Source organism: Pandoraea bronchicola (assembly GCF_902459805.1).
In the GTDB taxonomy this organism is placed as follows: Bacteria; Pseudomonadota; Gammaproteobacteria; order Burkholderiales; family Burkholderiaceae; genus Pandoraea; species Pandoraea bronchicola.
In genome coordinates this window covers 147757-164683 of sequence record NZ_CABPST010000011.1, presented here as the reverse complement: position 1 = coordinate 164683, position 16927 = coordinate 147757, and the positions used below count along the sequence as shown (strand labels likewise).

Below are 16927 nucleotides of genomic sequence, written 5' to 3'. Positions count from 1 at the left end.
GGCGATGTGTGACTGACGCCCCCCGGAAGGTACGGCGTCGTCATCCACTGACCTGACTGCAGCTTCGCCTGCGCTGCTGGCTACGCAGACGCCCGCGCCGCCGCCTCGACCTGCACAGCGGCGGCCAGATCCGCGCCGACCTGTGCCATCACCCCATCCCAATCACCGCGTTGCGGCTGGCGGAAGAGCGTGAGCGACGGATACCAGTCGCTGTCCCGGCGCGCCAACTGCCAGCGCCAGTCGGGGGTGAAGTTGACCAGCCCCCAAACGGGTTTGCCCAGCGCACCGGTAACGTGCAGCGCCGCCGTGTCGGCCGAAATCACGAGATCCATCTGCGCAATCACGGCCGCGGTCTCGGCAAAGTCGCTGAGCTTCGCCCCGATGTCATGCACATTGGCATGGCGAGCGAGTTCCGCACGCTCCTCGTCGGTCGCATCGACCTGTAACGAGTAGAACTGGGCGTTGGTGCCGAAGACCGGCGCCCAGTGCTTGAGCGCTATGTCGCGCTGCGGCGGGAACGGACGCGGGCGCCACGCGAACCCTACCCGCAATACCCCTTCCGGTTTGGCGCCGAGCATCGAGCGCCAGATCATCTCCCGTCCGGCGCTGGCGCGCAGATAGGGGGAATGGACGGCCACCTTGCCGCCCGCTTTGAGCAGATGCGGCAGGCTGAGCAGCGGCAACTGCCAGTCGAACGACGGCACCGGCATGTGTTCACCGAGCACCGTCACCCCGCGCGCGAAACCGCCGAGCAGCGTGACGAGCGGCGCCTGTACCGACAACACGACGTTGGCACCCATCTCGACCAGACGCGGCACGAACCGCACGAACTGCAACGTGTCGCCCAAGCCCTGTTCGCTGTAAACGAACACCGTCTTGCCCGCGAGCGGCGCGCGGCCGTCCCAGAGGCGGTCGCTGAAACGACGCCGCTGGCCGCCGTCCTGCCAGCGCCATTCGTAGTCATGCCAGCCGTGCTCGAAGTCGCCCAGCAGCAGGTTGGTTTGCGCACGATTGGTACGCGCGCCGGCGTGCTCGGGTGCGAGCTTTACGGCCTCGCGAAAGCATTGCAGCGCATCGGTGAACGCATGCCGTTCGCGCAGCGCCACACCAAGGTTCACCAGCGGATCCGGTTGTCGCGGGGCAATGGCGTTGGCGACACGGTAAGCGTCGATCTCTTCGTCGTAGCGACCGAGTGCCCCCAGGGCACGCCCACGGTTGAAATGCGCCTGCCACAGGGCCGGGGCCTTGACCGCCGTGCGCTCGAACCAGACCAGCGCACGGGCGTTGTCGCCCGCCTGCGCCCAGGTCAGGCCAACGGTATGCATCGTGCCGATGACGTCCGGCGACTGCTGCACCGTCGCTTCGAATAGCGCCTCGGCACGCATCTGACGACCGGCCTGAAGGCTGGCCATCGCGGCGTCGAAGGTGGCCTGTGCGCCGGGCTGGGGCACGAGTGCGATCAGGCGATCGAAGGCGTCGGCGGCCGACTCGAAGGCGTTCATGCGCAGCGAGACGTAGGCCAGTCCTTCAAGGGCAGGTAGAAATTCAGGGGATTGTTTCAGTACTTGACGCAACTCGGCAATCGCCTCGTCGAGCCGGCCGGCGGCACTCAATTGTCGTGCACGCTCGCAACGCGCGTCTAATGGCGTCGTCATGCGGCGCATCCTTGCTTGTCTGGGAATGGGAGGGAGGCGGGCCGGCAAGCCACAGGAAAGCCGAGGCATCTTGCAGCCCCGGCAACAGGCGCCGTGGCCCGATCAAGCGCTGCACACTACACGAGCGCACGGCGCGAAGCAAGCCGCGGGGATTGGTCTGCGCGACGCGAATAAAGTTCACATCTTCACAGCGTCATTTTGCATTCGCAGCGCCGCGAAATCCCTCACCGGATACCGCCCTCCCAACGCCCGGATCGCCGCGGCCACCGCTCATGTATCACCTGCCGAAACACCCGTTTCCCGCAGTGCAGCATAAAAACCACAATCGCTCATGGAAGGCGGAATTTGCCAGTTCAAGGCACGCGCTTTAACATCTTTTTACGGGGCAATCTGGTAGCATCCGCTGCCGTCACTGCACACGCGCACCGTCGCTGCCGTGCCGCATACTGACGCTTCAGCCCTGTTGTCCGTCCGAACCCTCATCCACACGAGGTCTTGATGACGCGCGTAGCCCGTCCGTTCATCCCCGCCACTGCGCGACGCCTGCTGCCCAATCGCTGGGATTTCATTGCCTTCCCGCTCATCATCGGTTTTCTGATGGTCAGTTCGTCCGGCATTCGCCAGACATGGGCCCCGCTGGCCGACCTGCAGTCCGAAGTCATTTCGCTGGACCCGTCCAACCTGCCCGAATATGCGCTGCGCACCACGCTGCGCATGCTCGCGGCGATGGTCGCCTCGCTCCTCTTCACGCTCATCTACGGCACGCTCGCGGCCAAGAGCCGCCGTGCCGAGAAGCTGCTCGTGCCGATGCTCGACATCCTCCAGTCGGTGCCGGTGCTGGGCTACATCTCGTTTACCGTCACCTTTTTCCTCGCCCTGTTCCCGGGACGCGTGCTCGGCGCCGAATGCGCCGCCATCTTCGCGATCTTCACCAGCCAGGCGTGGAACATGACGTTCTCGTTCTATCAGTCGATGCGCACCCAACCGCGCGACCTGGCGGAAGTGGCCGTGAATCTGCGCCTCTCGCCGTGGCAGCGCTTCTGGAAACTCGACGTGCCCTACTCGATGCCGGGCCTCATCTGGAATATGATGATGAGCATGTCGGGCGGCTGGTTCTTCGTGGTGGCGTCCGAGGCGATCACCGTCGGCGACAAGACCGTCACTTTGCCGGGCATCGGCGCGTATCTCGCCACCGCCATCTTGCAGCGCGATCTGCACGCGGTGGGCTGGGTGATTCTGGCGATGGTCGTCGTTATCGTCATTTACGACCAGTTCCTGTTCCGGCCAATGGTCGCGTGGTCCGACAAATTCCGTCTGGAAGACACGGTCTCGCAGGCGGCGCCCGAGTCGTGGGTGCTCAACGTGATTCAGCGCACCCGCGCGATTCAGTTCCTGCTGCGCCCCTTCGGCAAGCTGCTGCGCACGATCGCGCTCATGCGCATGCCGATCTCGCTGCCCGCCGCGATCCATTCCGAATCGAGAACCCCGCTCTCACGCGTGATTGACTGGTTGTGGGCCGCGCTGCTGGTCGCGCTGGGCGTGAGCGCCGCCTGGAAGATCTGCGCCTTCGTGCTGGCCGAAGTCGGCTACTCCGAAATCCTGCGCGTGTTCGGCCTCGGCCTCATCACGCTCGTGCGGGTGATCGTGCTGATCGCCATCGCCTCCGTCGTGTGGGTGCCGCTAGGCGTGCTGATCGGGTTGCGTCCGAAGCTCGCCGAGCGCATTCAGCCGCTTGCGCAGTTCCTCGCGGCGTTCCCGGCGAACCTGCTGTTCCCGATCTTCGTGGTGGCCATTGTCCATTTCCACGCCAATCCGGATATCTGGCTCTCGCCGCTGATCGTGCTGGGCACGCAGTGGTACATCCTGTTCAATGTCATCGCGGGCGCAACGACCTTCCCGAACGACTTCAAGGAAGCCGCCACCAACTTCCGCATTCGCGGCTGGCAATGGTGGCGTCAGGTCATGCTGCCGGGCATCTTCCCCTACTACGTGACGGGTGCGATCACAGCGTCGGGCGGTGCATGGAACGCGTCCATCGTCTCGGAATATGTCCAGTGGGGCGACGACAAGGTCGCCGCTCACGGTCTCGGCGCTTACATCGCCGAGACAACGGCCGCTGGCGACTATCCGCGTATTTTGCTGGGCATCGCCGTGATGGCGCTGTTCGTCGTACTGTTCAACCGCTTGCTGTGGCGCCCCATGTACGCCATCGCTGAAAACAAGCTTCGCCTGAATTGAAGGGACCGTGATGCCGAACGATACCCATACGATTGCCGGAAAAGAGATCTTCTCGCTTGCCAACGTCAGCCGCGGCTTCCGCAAGGGCGGCGACGAGCGCCAGGTGCTCGACGGCGTGAATCTGCAACTGCACGAAGGCGAAATCGTCGGGATGCTGGGCCGCTCAGGCTCGGGCAAGTCGACGCTGCTGCGCATCATCGCCGGTCTGATTCAGCCCAGCTCCGGCGACATCCGCTACCTCGGTCAGCCGCTTGAAGGCCCGCCCGAGGGCGTGGCAATGGTGTTCCAGACCTTCGCCCTGTTCCCGTGGCTGACCGTGCTGCAAAACGTGGAAGCCGGTCTTGAGGCGCTCGGTGTCGAGCCGAAGGAGCGTCGCCGCCGCGCGCTCGCCGCCATCGACCTGATCGGCCTGGACGGCTTCGAAAATGCCTATCCGCGCGAACTCTCGGGCGGTATGCGCCAGCGCGTGGGCTTCGCCCGTGCGCTCGTGGTCAATCCCACGTTGCTGCTCATGGACGAACCGTTCTCCGCGCTCGACGTCCTGACCGCCGAGACGCTGCGTACCGACTTGCTCGATCTGTGGAGCCAGCGTCAGTTGCCGATCAAGTCGATCCTGATCGTCACGCACAACATTGAAGAAGCCGTGTTCATGTGCGACCGGATTCTGGTGCTGTCGTCGAATCCGGGCCGGGTGGTCGCCGAGATCAAGGTGCCGTTCCCGCACCGTCGCAACCGTCTCGAGCCGGCCTTCCGCAAGATGGTCGACGATATCTATGCGCTGATGACCTCGCGCCGCAACGCGCACACCACGCAAAAGATGCCGCTGGAGCTGTCGAGCCCGCTGCACGAGGTGTCGACCAACCTGATGGCCGGTCTGCTCGAAGCGCTCGCCGGACCGCCCTACAACGGCCGCGCCGACTTGCCGGAAATTGCGCAGACGCTGCTGCTCGAAGTCGACGACCTCTTCCCGGTCGCCGAAATTCTCGACCAGTTGGGCTTCGCGGAACTCAAGGAAGGCGACATTCTGCTGACCGCCGCAGGCAAACGTTTCGTAGACGTGAGCACGCAGGAGCGCAAAGTGCTGTTCGCCGAGCATTTGCTGCGTCACGTGCCGCTCGCCGCGAAGATCCGCGCGGTGCTGCAAGAGCGTCGCGGGCAGCGCGCGCCGCGCGTGCGTTTCGAGCAGGAGCTGGAAGATTCGATGTCGGACGATCTCGCGCAGGAAACGCTCGACACCGCCATCAACTGGGGCCGCTACGCCGAGATCTTCTCGTACAACGACCACACAGAGACGTTCAGTCTCGAGGACGTGGAAGGCGCGACCTGATCGTCCACGAGAAGCGTGTTGCCGCCAGGCACACCACGCCGCGCGAGTCGTTCGACCGCGCGGCGTTGTTTTTTGTCAGAACGCGTAGCCCGCGCCGATCATCCATGTCTGGTTGATCGTCTTTGAATCAGGTTCGTAGGCGTTCGTGCCCGGCGCCACCTGCGTGACGCTCGAGCGGCCGTACTGGAAGCGCGACCATTCATACGTTGCATTCACATGGAAATTGCGCGCGATCGCGTAATCGAGGCCGAAGCCCGCCACAACGACCGGCTTGTTGCCGAGGCTGAACGTGTTCTGCGACCCCGCGAGGGTCATCGAGGCCCCCACCATGGCGCCCGCCCGAATATCGGCCGTTGCCACCAGTTTCTGCGTCAATTCGAGCTGCCCCATAAGGCCCCCGCCGATCACGTGATGGCGATAGCGCTCGTAGAAACCGTACGGGTCACGACTGCTGTCGCGAATCCAGTCCCGGTAGCTATAGCTCACGTACGGAATCACCTGCGCATTCCAGGTGCCGAGTTGAAACGGAAGGGCTTTACCGGCCTTGAGCGTGACGTCCGTCGTCGTCGAGCGCGTGTTCATCTGGTAATTCGGCTGGATGACGCGGCCCGCAAAGTCTTGCAGGTAGCCGCCGTAGTCGACGTTACCGTGCGCCACGCGCACCGACCCGCTGAAGTAGAGATTGGACACCCCGAACAACTGCCGCTGGGTCGATGCGCCCAGCGCAAATGCCGCCGTGGTGCCGCGCTCGGCATCGCTCTTGCCCGGCGCGATGTTTTCCCAGTAGTGCAACTGCTGCGCACCGGCACCGATCCAGACCTGATTGTTGGCGCGCAGCATGGCTTCCTGCGCATGGACATTGGCCGCAACGAATCCAGCGGCCATCAATACGAATGCGGTGCGCGCGATGGCGGTCCCGCATTGGCCGCAAGCGATGGTGCGGCGCGTGTTCGGCGTCATGGCACGACCCTCCCCAGGCGTGATCTCAACGACGGCTCGGAAGTGGCCATCGGCATGGCCACCGTTTTCCGGCATTGTTTCAGCGCGTGACGCGGGGCGCAAGCGGGGAAATGTGGATTCTGCGCAACCTTCGCATCGCAAGCCTCTCGAGGATCGAGATACCTGTGCGAGCAGGCTCAGGCACCGGGCCATGGGGATTGGCGCAGACAGAAAAGGAGGGGTGCCCGCCCCCCTTCCGATCCCCACCTCGAAACGCGCGACGCGTCAGTGCGACCGTGTCAAAAAGGCCACACCTATCGGTAAAGATACGGATTCGCGGTCGTTTTTGTGCAGTCGCATAATCGATTCAGAACCTGCCAGTCCTGCGCCGGGGGGCCGCATCGACGGACGCTCAGGCAGGTTCTTTCCGCGGCGAAGACCGTGTATCAGACCCGAGAAGACGCAATATGAGCTACTACCACTCCAAAGAAGAAGGCCGCGGGCGGGCCATCACCTTCACGTCGGCCCATCGCTGGCGCCGTCGCGCATTTGCCGTGACGTGTGCAGTGCTCGCCGCACTCGCCTACTACGCGGTGCATCACCCAAGGTAAGCGGCGCGGCAGCGCCCTTCAGGCAGCGTGCCCCAACGCCGGCGCGTGCCAGTCCAGCGGCACGTTGGCCAGCATGTCGTCGACCATCGCGTCCAACCCGAAGGCCGGTTGCCAGCCCCAGTCGTAACGCGCGTGGGTATCGTCGAGCGTGTGCGGCCATGTCTCGGCGATCGCCTGACGGAAGTCCGGCGCGTACTTCACCGTGAAGCCCGGCACGCGGCGCGCAATCGCTTCAGCCAGCGTGGCCGGGTCGAAGCTCACCCCTGCCACGTTGTAGGACGAACGCACGCGCAGTCGCGACGCATCCGCGTTCATCAATTCGAGCGTGGCGCGCACCGCGTCGGGCATGTGGATCATCGGCAGCGTGGCGTCCTCCTTCAGGAAGCATGTGTAGGTCTCGCCGCGACGCGCCGCCTGAAAGATCTCGATGGCGTAGTCGGTCGTGCCGCCGCCCGGCGGTGTCTTGTAGCTGATGACGCCCGGATAGCGCAGGCTTCGCACGTCCACACCGAACTTCGTGAAGTAGTACTCGCACAGCCGCTCGCCCGCCTGCTTGCTGATGCCGTACATCGTGGTCGGGTCCATGATGGCGAGCTGCGGTGTTTCGACGGCCGGCGTATGCGGGCCGAACGCGGCAATCGACGACGGCCAGAACACTCGCAGCCCTTTGCGTTCGCGCGCCAGCTCGAGCACGTTGAGCAGCCCATTCATGTTGAGCGTCCAGGCCTGGAGCGGACGTGTCTCGCCGGTCGCCGAGAGCAGCGCCGCCAGATGGAATATCTGCGTGATGCCGAAGCGCTCGACGAGCGCGGCCAGACGCTGCGCATCGAGCACGTCGAGCGTCTCGTAGTGCACCGGGTGACGCGACGGTCCCGGCGCGATGTCGGTGGCGATGACATTCTCGTTGCCGTACTGCGCGGCCAGCGCTTCGACGAGTTCGCTGCCGATCTGCCCGTTGGCGCCGATGATGAGGATGCGTTCCATGGTCAACCTTGCTTGAGAATGCCGAGTTCGTTGCCGGCCTGAGCGAACGCCGCCAGCGCCCGGGTCAGGTGTTCGCGGGTATGCGCCGCCGAGAGCTGCACGCGCACCCGCGCCTGGCCCTGCGGCACCACCGGATAGAAGAAGCCCGTGGCGATCACGCCCAGTTCATAGAGTCGTTGCGCAAAACGCTGGGCAAGCGTGGCGTCGAAGAGCATGACGGGCACGATCGGATGGGTGCCCGGCTTGATGGTGAAGCCCAGCGCCGCCACTTCCTTGCGGAAGAACGCCGTGTTCTCGTGCAATTGCTCGCGTCGCGCCGACGAATGCTCGAGTTCATCGAACACCGCGAGCGACGTGCCGACGATGGCTGGCGCGAGGCTGTTCGAAAACAGGTACGGGCGCGAGCGCTGACGCAGCGTCTCGATCACCTCGCGTCGCCCCGCGGTAAAGCCGCCCATTGCACCGCCCAGCGCCTTGCCCAGCGTGCCGGTGATGATGTCGATCTTGCCGAGCACGCCGTGATGCTCGTGCGTACCGCGCCCCGTCGGCCCCATGAAGCCGGTCGCATGGCACTCGTCGATCATGATGAGCGCACCGTATTGTTCGGCCAGCGCCACGATGCGATCGAGCTGCGCAATCGTGCCATCCATCGAAAACACACCGTCGGTGACGACGATGCGATGACGCGCCCCGGCCGCCGCCTGCAACTGGCGCTCGAGGTCGTCCATGTCGTTGTGGGCATAGCGCAGACGCTGCGCCTTGCAAAGACGCACGCCATCGATGATCGAGGCGTGGTTGAGAGCGTCGGAGATGATGGCGTCCTGCTCGTCGAACAGCGGCTCGAACACGCCGCCATTGGCATCGAACGCAGCGGCATACAGGATCGCGTCTTCCGTGCCGAGGTACGCGGCGATCCGGGCTTCGAGGTCTTTGTGCGGCCCTTGCGTGCCACAGATGAAGCGCACCGACGACAGCCCGAAACCGAAGTCTTCCAGTGCCTTCTGCCCGGCCTTGACGAGCGTTTCGCTGCCCGACAATCCCAGGTAGTTGTTGGCACACAGGTTGATACGCGTCTGCCCGTCGTCGCACATGACCTCCGGCCCCTGCCGCGACATGAGCACGCGTTCCTGCTTGAAAAGGCCCTGGCGGCGCGTGTCTTCCAGTCGTTCGGTCAGTTGACGGTAGAAGCCCTCGCGGGCCTCCGGGGTGTGTGCGGTCATCGTGCGCATCTCCTTTGTGCGGTCGGCGGCTGCCGTTGTGCGGCGCCGCCGGAGGCATCCGGCGGCATCGGTGAATACCGCCGGATGTCGAAAGCCATGAGTGAACGGCGCGTGGGCTCTGCTACCATGCAGCCATTCACCTTATCGGAAACTATACTTTATATTGAACAAGTTTCAATATATTGGAAAATTCTAATATCCCGGAATTCATATGGCAAGTACTCCCGCTGCGTCTGCGGTGTCCGTGGTCGCCCCGCCGCCTGTCGGCGACATGATCCAGCAACTGCGCAAAGAGCGCGGGATGACGCTTGAGACGCTCTCTCGCGCTTCCGGCGTCTCGAAGTCGATGCTCTCCCAGATCGAGCGCGACAAAGCCAACCCGACCATCGCCGTGGCGTGGCGGCTGGCCAATGCGCTGGGCGTGCGGCTCGACCAATTGCTCGGCGCCCCCACGGGCGACCCCGAGCCCGTGCGCGTGATCGGCAAGCATGAAATTCCGACGCTTGCGGGGGCGGAGCACGCTTATCAGTTGAAGATCCTCGGACCGATGGAGCTGGCCGGCAAATACGAGTGGTATGAGTTGACCCTGCAACCGGGTGCGGCGCTCGTGTCCGAGCCGCACGATCCGGGCACGCGCGAACACTTCACGGTGTTCGACGGCCAGGTCGATGTCGAAGTCGAACACTTCACGCGACGCGCCAAGCCGGGCGAGACCGCGCGTTATCCCGCAGACCGCGCCCATGCCATCCGAAACGTGGGCAAATCCGTGGCCCGCGGCCTGCTGGTGGTGATTCACGGATAAGCCGGCTTCGCCCTTCCTCCCCTCCCGCCGCTCAAGTCCTTTGGCAGACTGCCGTTAGCACACGTGCAGTCCGTGTTCTCATCAGGAACACTGATAATCGATCGACAATAGCACCGCACGGACGTGGCTACACGTCACATGCGGCCGCCGCCAAAGGGACACCAGCGCGGGAATCCGTGGGGAAGACGAAGTGATGCAGCAGTTGAGTTTGAAAGCGAAGTTGTGGTCTGCCGTTGCGTTGATGTGGGTCAGCCTGCTGGCCATGGCAGTCTGGGGCGCGTGGGCACAGCGGGACACCATGCTTGCCGAGCGTCGTGAGGGCCTCACGCACGTGGTCGATTCCGGCCTCAGTCTGGTCAAGCACTACGCCGAACGCGCCGAGCACGGCGAGATCAGCGTGGCCGATGCGCAAAAGCTCGCGCGCGAGCAGATCGGCGCGATCCGCTACGACGGCGACAACTATTTCGGTATCTTGAACTCGCAGCGCGTCATCGTGCTGAACGCGATCAATCCGAAGCTCGAAGGCAAGGACATGAGCCAGTTCCGCGATCCGTCGGGCAAGCTCATGTTCTCGGACATCGTCGCCGCCGCGCGCACCGATGATCCATTCGTCACGTATCTCTGGCCCAAGCCGGGTTCGGACAAACCCGTCGAGAAAATCAGCCGCGTGGGCACGTACGCGCCGTGGGACTGGTATCTGACGACCGGCGTCTACGTCGATGACATTAACGCCGCCTTCTTCGGGGCGCTGCTGCGCTGGGGTGCGATGCTCGCCGTCATCGGCCTGGCCGTGTCGGGCGTCATGCTGCTCATCATCCGAAATGTCCAGCAAAGTCTCGGTGGCGAGCCCGAATACGCGGCCGATATCGCCACCCGCATTGCCGATGGCGACTTGCTCACGCAAGTGCGTCTGCGTCAGGGCGACCGCGCCAGCCTGCTCTTCGCCATGCAACGCATGCAAGCCAATCTTCAGCAGATGATCGGACGCATTCGCGGTGGCACGAGCGCCATCACGCTCGCCGCGCGCGAGATTGCCGAAGGAAATACCGATCTGTCGGCGCGCACCGAGCAGCAGGCGGCAGCGCTGGAAGAAACGGCCTCGTCGATGGAGCAGCTCACCTCTACCGTGCGCCAGAATGCCGACAACGCGCGTCAGGCCAGCCAACTGGCGCAGAACGCGTCAGCCATTGCCGTGCGTGGCGGGCAAGTCGTCGATCAGGTGGTCGCCACGATGGAGGGTATCTCGCACAGCTCAGGCAAGGTGGTCGACATCATCAGCGTGATCGACGGCATCGCATTCCAGACGAACATCCTCGCCCTCAACGCCGCCGTAGAAGCGGCCCGCGCCGGCGAGCAGGGTCGAGGCTTCGCGGTCGTTGCGGGCGAAGTTCGCACACTTGCCCAGCGCAGTGCGGCCGCGGCCAAGGAGATCAAGGAATTGATCGAATCCTCGAACGGCCGGGTGCAGGACGGCTCGGTCCTCGTGACGCAGGCCGGTCAGACCATGCGCGACGTGGTTCAGGCGGTGCGGCGGGTCACCGACATCATGGGCGAGATCTCTGCGGCGTCCGAGGAGCAGAGCCACGGTATCGAGCAGGTCGGGCGCGCCGTCACACAAATGGACGAGGTGACGCAGCAGAACGCCGCGCTCGTGGAGCAGGCCGCTGCGGCGGCCGCGTCGATGGAAGATCAGGCTCGCGCACTCGACGAGGCGGTGGCGGCGTTTCGTATGACGTCGGAGAGCCAACTCGCGAGCGCGGCCTCTGGCGCGCGCGGTACAGCGGCGATGGCACTTCAGCGGCTCGCCGCCTGACGGGCGCGTTGACGCCGGGCGTCGGGCGTCGGGCGTCGTAAAGTCTGCGATGCGCGCCTGACCTCAGGCCGCGTCCAACTCGCCCGCCATCCCGGCCTCGATGATCTGACGCGCCACCGTCGGCAAAATGCGCAGCGGCGGCGATCCGGGCCCGAAGGTCTGGCTCGCCGCGTAGGCACCTTCGAGAATCAGCGAAAGCGCGTCGACCAGCGGCGCCGGATTGCGCACCCCGGCGGCCGTAGCGAGTGCCGTTAAGCGCTGCACGACTTCCGCCTTGTAATTCACCACCGACTTGCGCGCCGCATGCTCCGGGTCGGGGAATTCAGCCGCTACATTCACGAACGGGCACCCGCGATAGCCAGGCTTGCTCGCTCGCTCGGCAAGATCCAAGAAGATTTGCAGCATCTGCGCACGCGGCTCGCCCGCCCGTTTTGCGATGCTCTCGTCGATACGCGTCAGACTCGCCGTCTGCATGTGATCGAGGTACGCCAGAATCAACTCGTCCTTCGACGCGAATTGGCGGTAGAGGCACATCTTGTTCACACCGGCGCGCTTGACGACCGCATCCACGCCCACGGCGCGCACCCCTTCAGCGTGAAACAGTTCCACCGCCGCCTTGAGCAAATACTCCTGTGCGACCGGCGCCGGTGTGACATGCCGCCCGGTCTTACCCGCGCGCGACGCCGCACTTCGATGGCGCACCGGCGCCGCCTTGCCTTCGCCCTTGGCTGGCGCCTCCACACCCGTGTTCACCGGGTCCGGCATGTCAGACCTGACGGGTGGTACGGTCGTCGTCGATTTGGCCATTGTCTGGCGCTCCCCAGATGCAGTGATTTGCGAAGCCGGACAAAGCCCTGCCGCCGCAAAGGAATACTTGACATGTTACCGATCGGTTCATAACATGGCAACCTAATGTTACCGAGCTGTCACAATTCTGACGATGAGCGTAGACAGCCCGATTCCCGCAAACGTTCCCGGTTCGGTCGACGAAACCGAACTTCAGCAAGGACTTCCGCCATGAAGGCTGCACTTGCAAGGCGCATTGACGGACGCTTCCACTATGGTTGGATCGTTGTCGGCGTCATTTTCCTGGTCCTGCTCGCCTCGGCGGGCATTCGCGCGACGCCGAGCGTCATGATGGTGCCGCTCGAGCACGACTTTGGCTGGAGCCGCGCGACGATCTCGTTGGCGATTTCCGTCAATCTGGCGCTCTATGGCCTGACCGGCCCGTTTGCCGCCGCCGCGATGCAGCGCTTCGGCATCCGTCCGACGGTGATGGTGGCCCTGTTGTTGCTCGCGTCGGGCACGGCGCTCTCCTCGCTGATGACGGCGCCCTGGCAGATGGTGCTGATCTGGGGCGTGATGGTGGGCGGCGGTACCGGTGTGGCGGCCGTTACGCTGGCGGCCACGGTGGCGAACCGGTGGTTTCACGCGCATCGCGGACTGGCAATGGGGATTCTCACGGCAAGCTCGGCCACCGGCCAGATGGTATTTCTGCCGATCATGGCCGCGGTCACCGAGCACTACGGGTGGCGTCCGGTGGTACTGATCGTGGCGGTGGTCGCTGCGCTGGTCTTGCCGCTCGTGGCGTTTCTCGTGCCGGAGCGCCCGGGGTCGGTTGGTCTGCGCCCGGTCGGTGCGCCGGCAGACACCCCGGATGTCCCGCTCGCCCAAGGCAATCCGCTCACGGCCGCCTTGTCGGCGTTGCGCATGGCAGCCGGCAAGCGGGATTTCTGGCTGCTGTTCTTCAGCTTCTTCATTTGCGGCGCGAGCACCAATGGCTACATCGGCACGCACTTCATTGCGATGTGCGGCGATTACGGGATATCCGAAGTCAAGGGTGCGGGCATTCTGGCAGCGATGGGTGTGCTCGACCTCATGGGCACCACCGCTTCCGGGTGGCTCTCCGATCGCTACAACAGCCGTGTGCTGCTGTTCTGGTACTACGGGCTGCGCGGCCTGTCGCTGATCTATCTGCCGTACGCCTTCGGTCTCGACTTCTTCGGCATTCCGCTCTTCGCGCTGTTCTACGGTCTGGACTGGATCGCGACGGTACCGCCGACGGTGCGCCTGACGACCGATGTCTTCGGCAAGACGATGGCCCCGATCGTGTTCGGCTGGATCGTTGCCGGCCACCAGCTCGGTGCGGCGACGGCGGCACTCGTGGCCGGTTCGCTGCGAGCCACGCTGGGCAACTACACGATGGCCTCGATGCTCTCCGGCGGCGTGTGCATTCTCGGTGCGTTCATGGTGCTGCGTATTGCGCCGCACGCGCCGAAGCGCCCCGTCGCCGCCAGCGTCTGAGGTCTGAAGCGATACGTCAGACGACCGCGCAAGGCGACGCATCGGCCAGCCGATGCCGCTGTCTACGACTCGTCGCGCCTCCCTGTTTTGGTGCGGAAAGTGCGGCCAGTCGCCGACGGTAAAAGTCTGGCCGTCCTGACGTTGAGGTCGTCGGCACGACCAGAAGAATTGTCGTAACCTGTGCGAGTTTTGTGCAGCACAGCATTCCCCCCAATTTCACAGGACCTTCAGCAATGACGGACTCGCAACATACCCAACTCGCCGCGCTCGACACGGATCTTTTCTCGCCGTACGCGCTCGGCCCGCTCGCGCTAAGCAATCGCATTGTCATGGCCCCGCTCACGCGCAGCCGCGCAGGCGCTGGCGACGTCCCAGGCCCGATGGTTGCGGAGTACTACGCCCAGCGTGCGTCGGCCGGCCTCATCATCAGTGAAGCCACCAACATCTCGCAGCAGGGCAAAGGCTACGCCTTCACGCCGGGCATCTATACCGAAGCACAGATTGCCGGCTGGAAACAGGTGACTGACACCCTGCATGCCAAGGGCGGCAAGATTTTCTGCCAGCTCTGGCACGTCGGCCGCATCTCGCACCCGTCGCTGCAACCTGGCGGTGCGCTGCCGGTCGCGCCGTCGGCGATTCAGCCAGCGGGCAAGGCTTTCACCGAGCACGGTTTCGAGCCGCATCCGACACCGCGTGCGCTCGAGACGTCCGAGATCCCGGGCATCATCGAGCAATATCGCCACGCAGCCGAATGCGCGAAGCGCGCTGGTTTCGACGGCGTAGAGATTCATGCGGCGAACGGCTATCTGCTCGACCAGTTCATGCGTGACAAGACGAACCATCGCACCGACCAGTACGGCGGCAGCATCGAGAATCGTGTGCGTCTCACGCTGGAAGTCACGCAGGCAGTCGTCGATGTTTGGGGCGCCGAGCGCGTGGGCATTCGTCTCTCGCCGATCAGCCCGGCGAACGACTGCGGCGACCGCAACCCGGAGCCGGTGTTCACGTATGCCGTCGAGCAACTCAATCGCTTCGGCCTCGTGTACCTGCACGTGGTCGAAGGCGCGACGGGCGGTCCGCGCGAAGTGGAGAACGGCTTCGATCTGCAAAAGCTGCGCCGCATCTTCAATGGCGCGTTCATGGCCAATAACGGTTACGACCTCGCGCTCGCGCTCAAGGCACGCAAGGAAAACCTGGCCGATCTGATCGCGTTCGGCAAGCCATTCATTTCCAATCCGGATCTGGTGGAGCGCCTCAAGCGCGGCGGCCCGTTCAACGAACTGGATCGCAACACGCTGTACGGCGGCGACGCCCACGGCTACGTCGACTATCCGACGCTCGACGAATCGGCGGCGTAACATCCGCAAGTCAACGCACCTGAACGTTGCGCCGAATCAGAAAGGGCTCCTGCGGGAGCCCTTTTTGCCGGCTTCGATGTCGCGTCAACCGCGACGTCTGCCGTGCGAATCGTCCGAGAGACCTCCCGGAGTTTTCCCATCGTCGTCCTCAGTGATTCACGGTCAGGCGCGCCGACGCGTCGAAGCAGACATCACCGATCCATGGCCCTGACCGGATCGAGCGTCACTGCCACTCGCCGTCCGGCAAGCATTGCCGGGATTCAATATCGAGATGCGAGCACGGACGATGTCATCAGGGCAACGCCCCGACTCCGAAACCCCGCGACTCCACGACTCCACGGTTACGCCGCCCGCGGCCCCTGCCAGCGCACGAGATCCGCGCCAGCCGGATTCTGGTACATGCGCAGGCCGAACTCCGGCAGAATCGCCAGCAGATGATCGAAGACATCGCCCTGCACGCGTTCGTACTCGGCCCACACCGTCGTGTTCGTAAAGCAATAAAGCTCGATCGGAATCCCCGTTGCCGACGGCTGGAGCGAGCGCACCATGCACGTCATGCCCTCGTGAATGTTCGGATGCGCCTTCAGATACGCGAGCGCATACGCGCGGAACGTCCCGATGTTCGTCAGACGCCGCGTGTTCGCCGGCACGCCTGCCGCCGTCCCCAGCGCCGCATTCGCATCCGCCAGCGAGCGCTGCTTGTCCGTCAGATACGATTCCAACAGATGCAGCTTCGACAGGCGAGCCATCTCCGCCTCGTCGAGGAACCCGACGCTGCCCGCATCGACGCACAGCATTCGCTTGATACGCCGGCCACCTGACTGCTGCATGCCACGCCAGTTGCGGAAGCTCTCGGAAATCAGCCGCCATGTCGGGATCGTGGTGATCGTCTTGTCCCAGTTCTGCACCTTGACCGTGTGCAGCGCGATATCCACCACGTCACCGTCGGCACCCACTTGCGGCATCTCGATCCAGTCGCCCACACGAAGCATGTCGTTCGACGTCAGTTGCACACTGGCAACGAAGGACATGATCGTGTCCTTGAACACCAGCAACAGCACCGCCGACATCGCCCCAAGCCCTGAGAGCAGCAGCCACGGCGAGCGATCGATGATGGTGGCCACAATGGCAATCGCCGCGACCACATACAGCGCGATCTTGCCTAACTGAACGTACCCTTTGATCGAGCGCGTGCGCGCATGCTCCGAGAGCGCATAGACGGTTTGCGCTGCGTCGAGAATGCCGGCGATGGCGAGCGTCGCGTAGAGCAGCGTCGTTGCGAGCGCGACGTTGCTGATCACCATCACCGCCTTCGACGGCAGATCCGGCACCCACGCGATACCGAACTGAATCACGAGATACGGCAAAATGCGCGCCGCGCGATGAAACACTCGATGCGCGAGCAACGCGTCGTCCCAGCGATTGGCCGTGCGCTGCACAACGATTCGAACCACCCGAACGATCAGAAACTGCGCCACGGCCTGCACCAGCAATGCCACCCCGGCCAGCAACACCAACGCCCCGGCCATCCGCGCCCAGGGCGCGCTCTCGAGCCACGCCATCATCGCTTCCCACGTCATCCTGCAACTCCTTGCTACTGTTTACGTCAACCGCCCCCGCGGGGCTGATGAATGCAAAAATGACGGCCGCACCGGGCCGTCATTCTCTGACTTGCC

Annotated in this window: 13 protein-coding genes; 7 read left to right on the top strand and 6 right to left on the bottom strand. The window is 64.2% G+C overall.

Annotated elements, in window-relative coordinates:
• Positions 1–80 precede the first annotated feature (80 nt).
• Positions 81–1655: a tetratricopeptide repeat protein gene (locus PBR20603_RS18835; protein ID WP_174977979.1), complete on the bottom strand. Its 1575-nt coding sequence runs from the start codon at positions 1653–1655 to the stop codon at positions 81–83.
• A gap of 498 nt (positions 1656–2153) precedes the next feature.
• Here PBR20603_RS18835 and PBR20603_RS18830 point away from each other — a divergent pair, with 498 nt between their 5' ends.
• Both PBR20603_RS18830 and PBR20603_RS18825 read left to right on the top strand, forming a co-directional pair.
• Positions 2154–3893 carry an ABC transporter permease gene (locus PBR20603_RS18830; protein WP_150561017.1) on the top strand — a complete coding sequence of 580 codons (1740 nt, stop codon included), beginning with the start codon at positions 2154–2156 and terminating at the stop codon, positions 3891–3893.
• 10 nt (positions 3894–3903) lie between these two features.
• Entirely contained in the window at positions 3904–5220 is a 1317-nt protein-coding gene (locus PBR20603_RS18825; RefSeq protein WP_150561016.1) for an ABC transporter ATP-binding protein, read from the top strand.
• Between the two features lie 75 nt (positions 5221–5295).
• Here the strand turns inward: PBR20603_RS18825 and PBR20603_RS18820 are convergent, their stop codons facing one another.
• A complete protein-coding gene (locus PBR20603_RS18820; protein ID WP_150561015.1) occupies positions 5296–6180 on the bottom strand; it encodes a hypothetical protein in 885 nt (294 codons plus the stop codon).
• A gap of 446 nt (positions 6181–6626) precedes the next feature.
• Between PBR20603_RS18820 and PBR20603_RS24215 the strand changes: the two genes are divergently transcribed.
• On the top strand, positions 6627–6770 hold the full coding sequence (locus PBR20603_RS24215) for a hypothetical protein (RefSeq protein ID WP_174977978.1): 144 nt from the start codon (positions 6627–6629) through the stop codon (positions 6768–6770).
• Between the two features lie 18 nt (positions 6771–6788).
• On the opposite strand, the gene PBR20603_RS18815 is transcribed toward PBR20603_RS24215, so the two are convergent.
• Positions 6789–7754, bottom strand: coding sequence for an NAD-dependent epimerase/dehydratase family protein (locus tag PBR20603_RS18815; RefSeq protein ID WP_150561014.1), 966 nt, complete (start codon positions 7752–7754; stop codon positions 6789–6791).
• Positions 7755–7756: 2 nt separating this feature from the next.
• A complete protein-coding gene (kbl, locus tag PBR20603_RS18810; protein WP_150561013.1) occupies positions 7757–8974 on the bottom strand; it encodes a glycine C-acetyltransferase in 1218 nt (405 codons plus the stop codon).
• Positions 8975–9185: 211 nt separating this feature from the next.
• On the opposite strand from kbl, the gene PBR20603_RS18805 reads away from it, so the two are divergent.
• Positions 9186–9776, top strand: coding sequence for a helix-turn-helix domain-containing protein (locus PBR20603_RS18805; RefSeq protein ID WP_150561012.1), 591 nt, complete (start codon positions 9186–9188; stop codon positions 9774–9776).
• A gap of 193 nt (positions 9777–9969) precedes the next feature.
• Positions 9970–11589: a methyl-accepting chemotaxis protein gene (locus PBR20603_RS18800; protein WP_150561011.1), complete on the top strand. Its 1620-nt coding sequence runs from the start codon at positions 9970–9972 to the stop codon at positions 11587–11589.
• Between the two features lie 63 nt (positions 11590–11652).
• Here PBR20603_RS18800 and PBR20603_RS18795 read toward each other — a convergent pair whose 3' ends face one another.
• Positions 11653–12396 carry a TetR/AcrR family transcriptional regulator gene (locus tag PBR20603_RS18795; RefSeq protein WP_246174825.1) on the bottom strand — a complete coding sequence of 248 codons (744 nt, stop codon included), beginning with the start codon at positions 12394–12396 and terminating at the stop codon, positions 11653–11655.
• Between the two features lie 210 nt (positions 12397–12606).
• Between PBR20603_RS18795 and PBR20603_RS18790 the strand changes: the two genes are divergently transcribed.
• Together PBR20603_RS18790 and PBR20603_RS18785 are read left to right on the top strand one after the other, a co-directional pair.
• The gene (locus PBR20603_RS18790; RefSeq protein ID WP_150561010.1) at positions 12607–13893 is read left to right on the top strand and encodes an MFS transporter; all 1287 of its coding nucleotides are present in this window, start codon (positions 12607–12609) and stop codon (positions 13891–13893) included.
• 233 nt (positions 13894–14126) lie between these two features.
• Positions 14127–15251: an alkene reductase gene (locus tag PBR20603_RS18785; protein WP_150561009.1), complete on the top strand. Its 1125-nt coding sequence runs from the start codon at positions 14127–14129 to the stop codon at positions 15249–15251.
• Between the two features lie 341 nt (positions 15252–15592).
• Here PBR20603_RS18785 and PBR20603_RS18780 read toward each other — a convergent pair whose 3' ends face one another.
• Complete coding sequence (locus PBR20603_RS18780; protein ID WP_150561008.1) at positions 15593–16831, bottom strand: mechanosensitive ion channel family protein; 1239 nt, start codon at positions 16829–16831, stop codon at positions 15593–15595.
• Positions 16832–16927 lie beyond the last annotated feature (96 nt).

Bases quoted from the DNA above. Each gene is read 5' to 3' on its own strand.
- PBR20603_RS24215 (WP_174977978.1), top strand. From the start codon at position 6,627: ATGAGCTACTACCACTCCAAAGAAGAAGGCCGCGGGCGGGCCATCACC.
- PBR20603_RS18805 (WP_150561012.1), top strand. From the start codon at position 9,186: ATGGCAAGTACTCCCGCTGCGTCTGCGGTGTCCGTGGTCGCCCCGCCG.
- PBR20603_RS18790 (WP_150561010.1), top strand. From the start codon at position 12,607: ATGAAGGCTGCACTTGCAAGGCGCATTGACGGACGCTTCCACTATGGT.
- PBR20603_RS18800 (WP_150561011.1), top strand. From the start codon at position 9,970: ATGCAGCAGTTGAGTTTGAAAGCGAAGTTGTGGTCTGCCGTTGCGTTG.
- PBR20603_RS18780 (WP_150561008.1), bottom strand. From the start codon at position 16,831: ATGACGTGGGAAGCGATGATGGCGTGGCTCGAGAGCGCGCCCTGGGCG.
- PBR20603_RS18830 (WP_150561017.1), top strand. From the start codon at position 2,154: ATGACGCGCGTAGCCCGTCCGTTCATCCCCGCCACTGCGCGACGCCTG.
- PBR20603_RS18785 (WP_150561009.1), top strand. From the start codon at position 14,127: ATGACGGACTCGCAACATACCCAACTCGCCGCGCTCGACACGGATCTT.
- PBR20603_RS18815 (WP_150561014.1), bottom strand. From the start codon at position 7,754: ATGGAACGCATCCTCATCATCGGCGCCAACGGGCAGATCGGCAGCGAA.
- PBR20603_RS18835 (WP_174977979.1), bottom strand. From the start codon at position 1,655: ATGACGACGCCATTAGACGCGCGTTGCGAGCGTGCACGACAATTGAGT.
- PBR20603_RS18795 (WP_246174825.1), bottom strand. From the start codon at position 12,396: ATGGCCAAATCGACGACGACCGTACCACCCGTCAGGTCTGACATGCCG.
- PBR20603_RS18825 (WP_150561016.1), top strand. From the start codon at position 3,904: ATGCCGAACGATACCCATACGATTGCCGGAAAAGAGATCTTCTCGCTT.
- PBR20603_RS18820 (WP_150561015.1), bottom strand. From the start codon at position 6,180: ATGACGCCGAACACGCGCCGCACCATCGCTTGCGGCCAATGCGGGACC.
- kbl (WP_150561013.1), bottom strand. From the start codon at position 8,974: ATGACCGCACACACCCCGGAGGCCCGCGAGGGCTTCTACCGTCAACTG.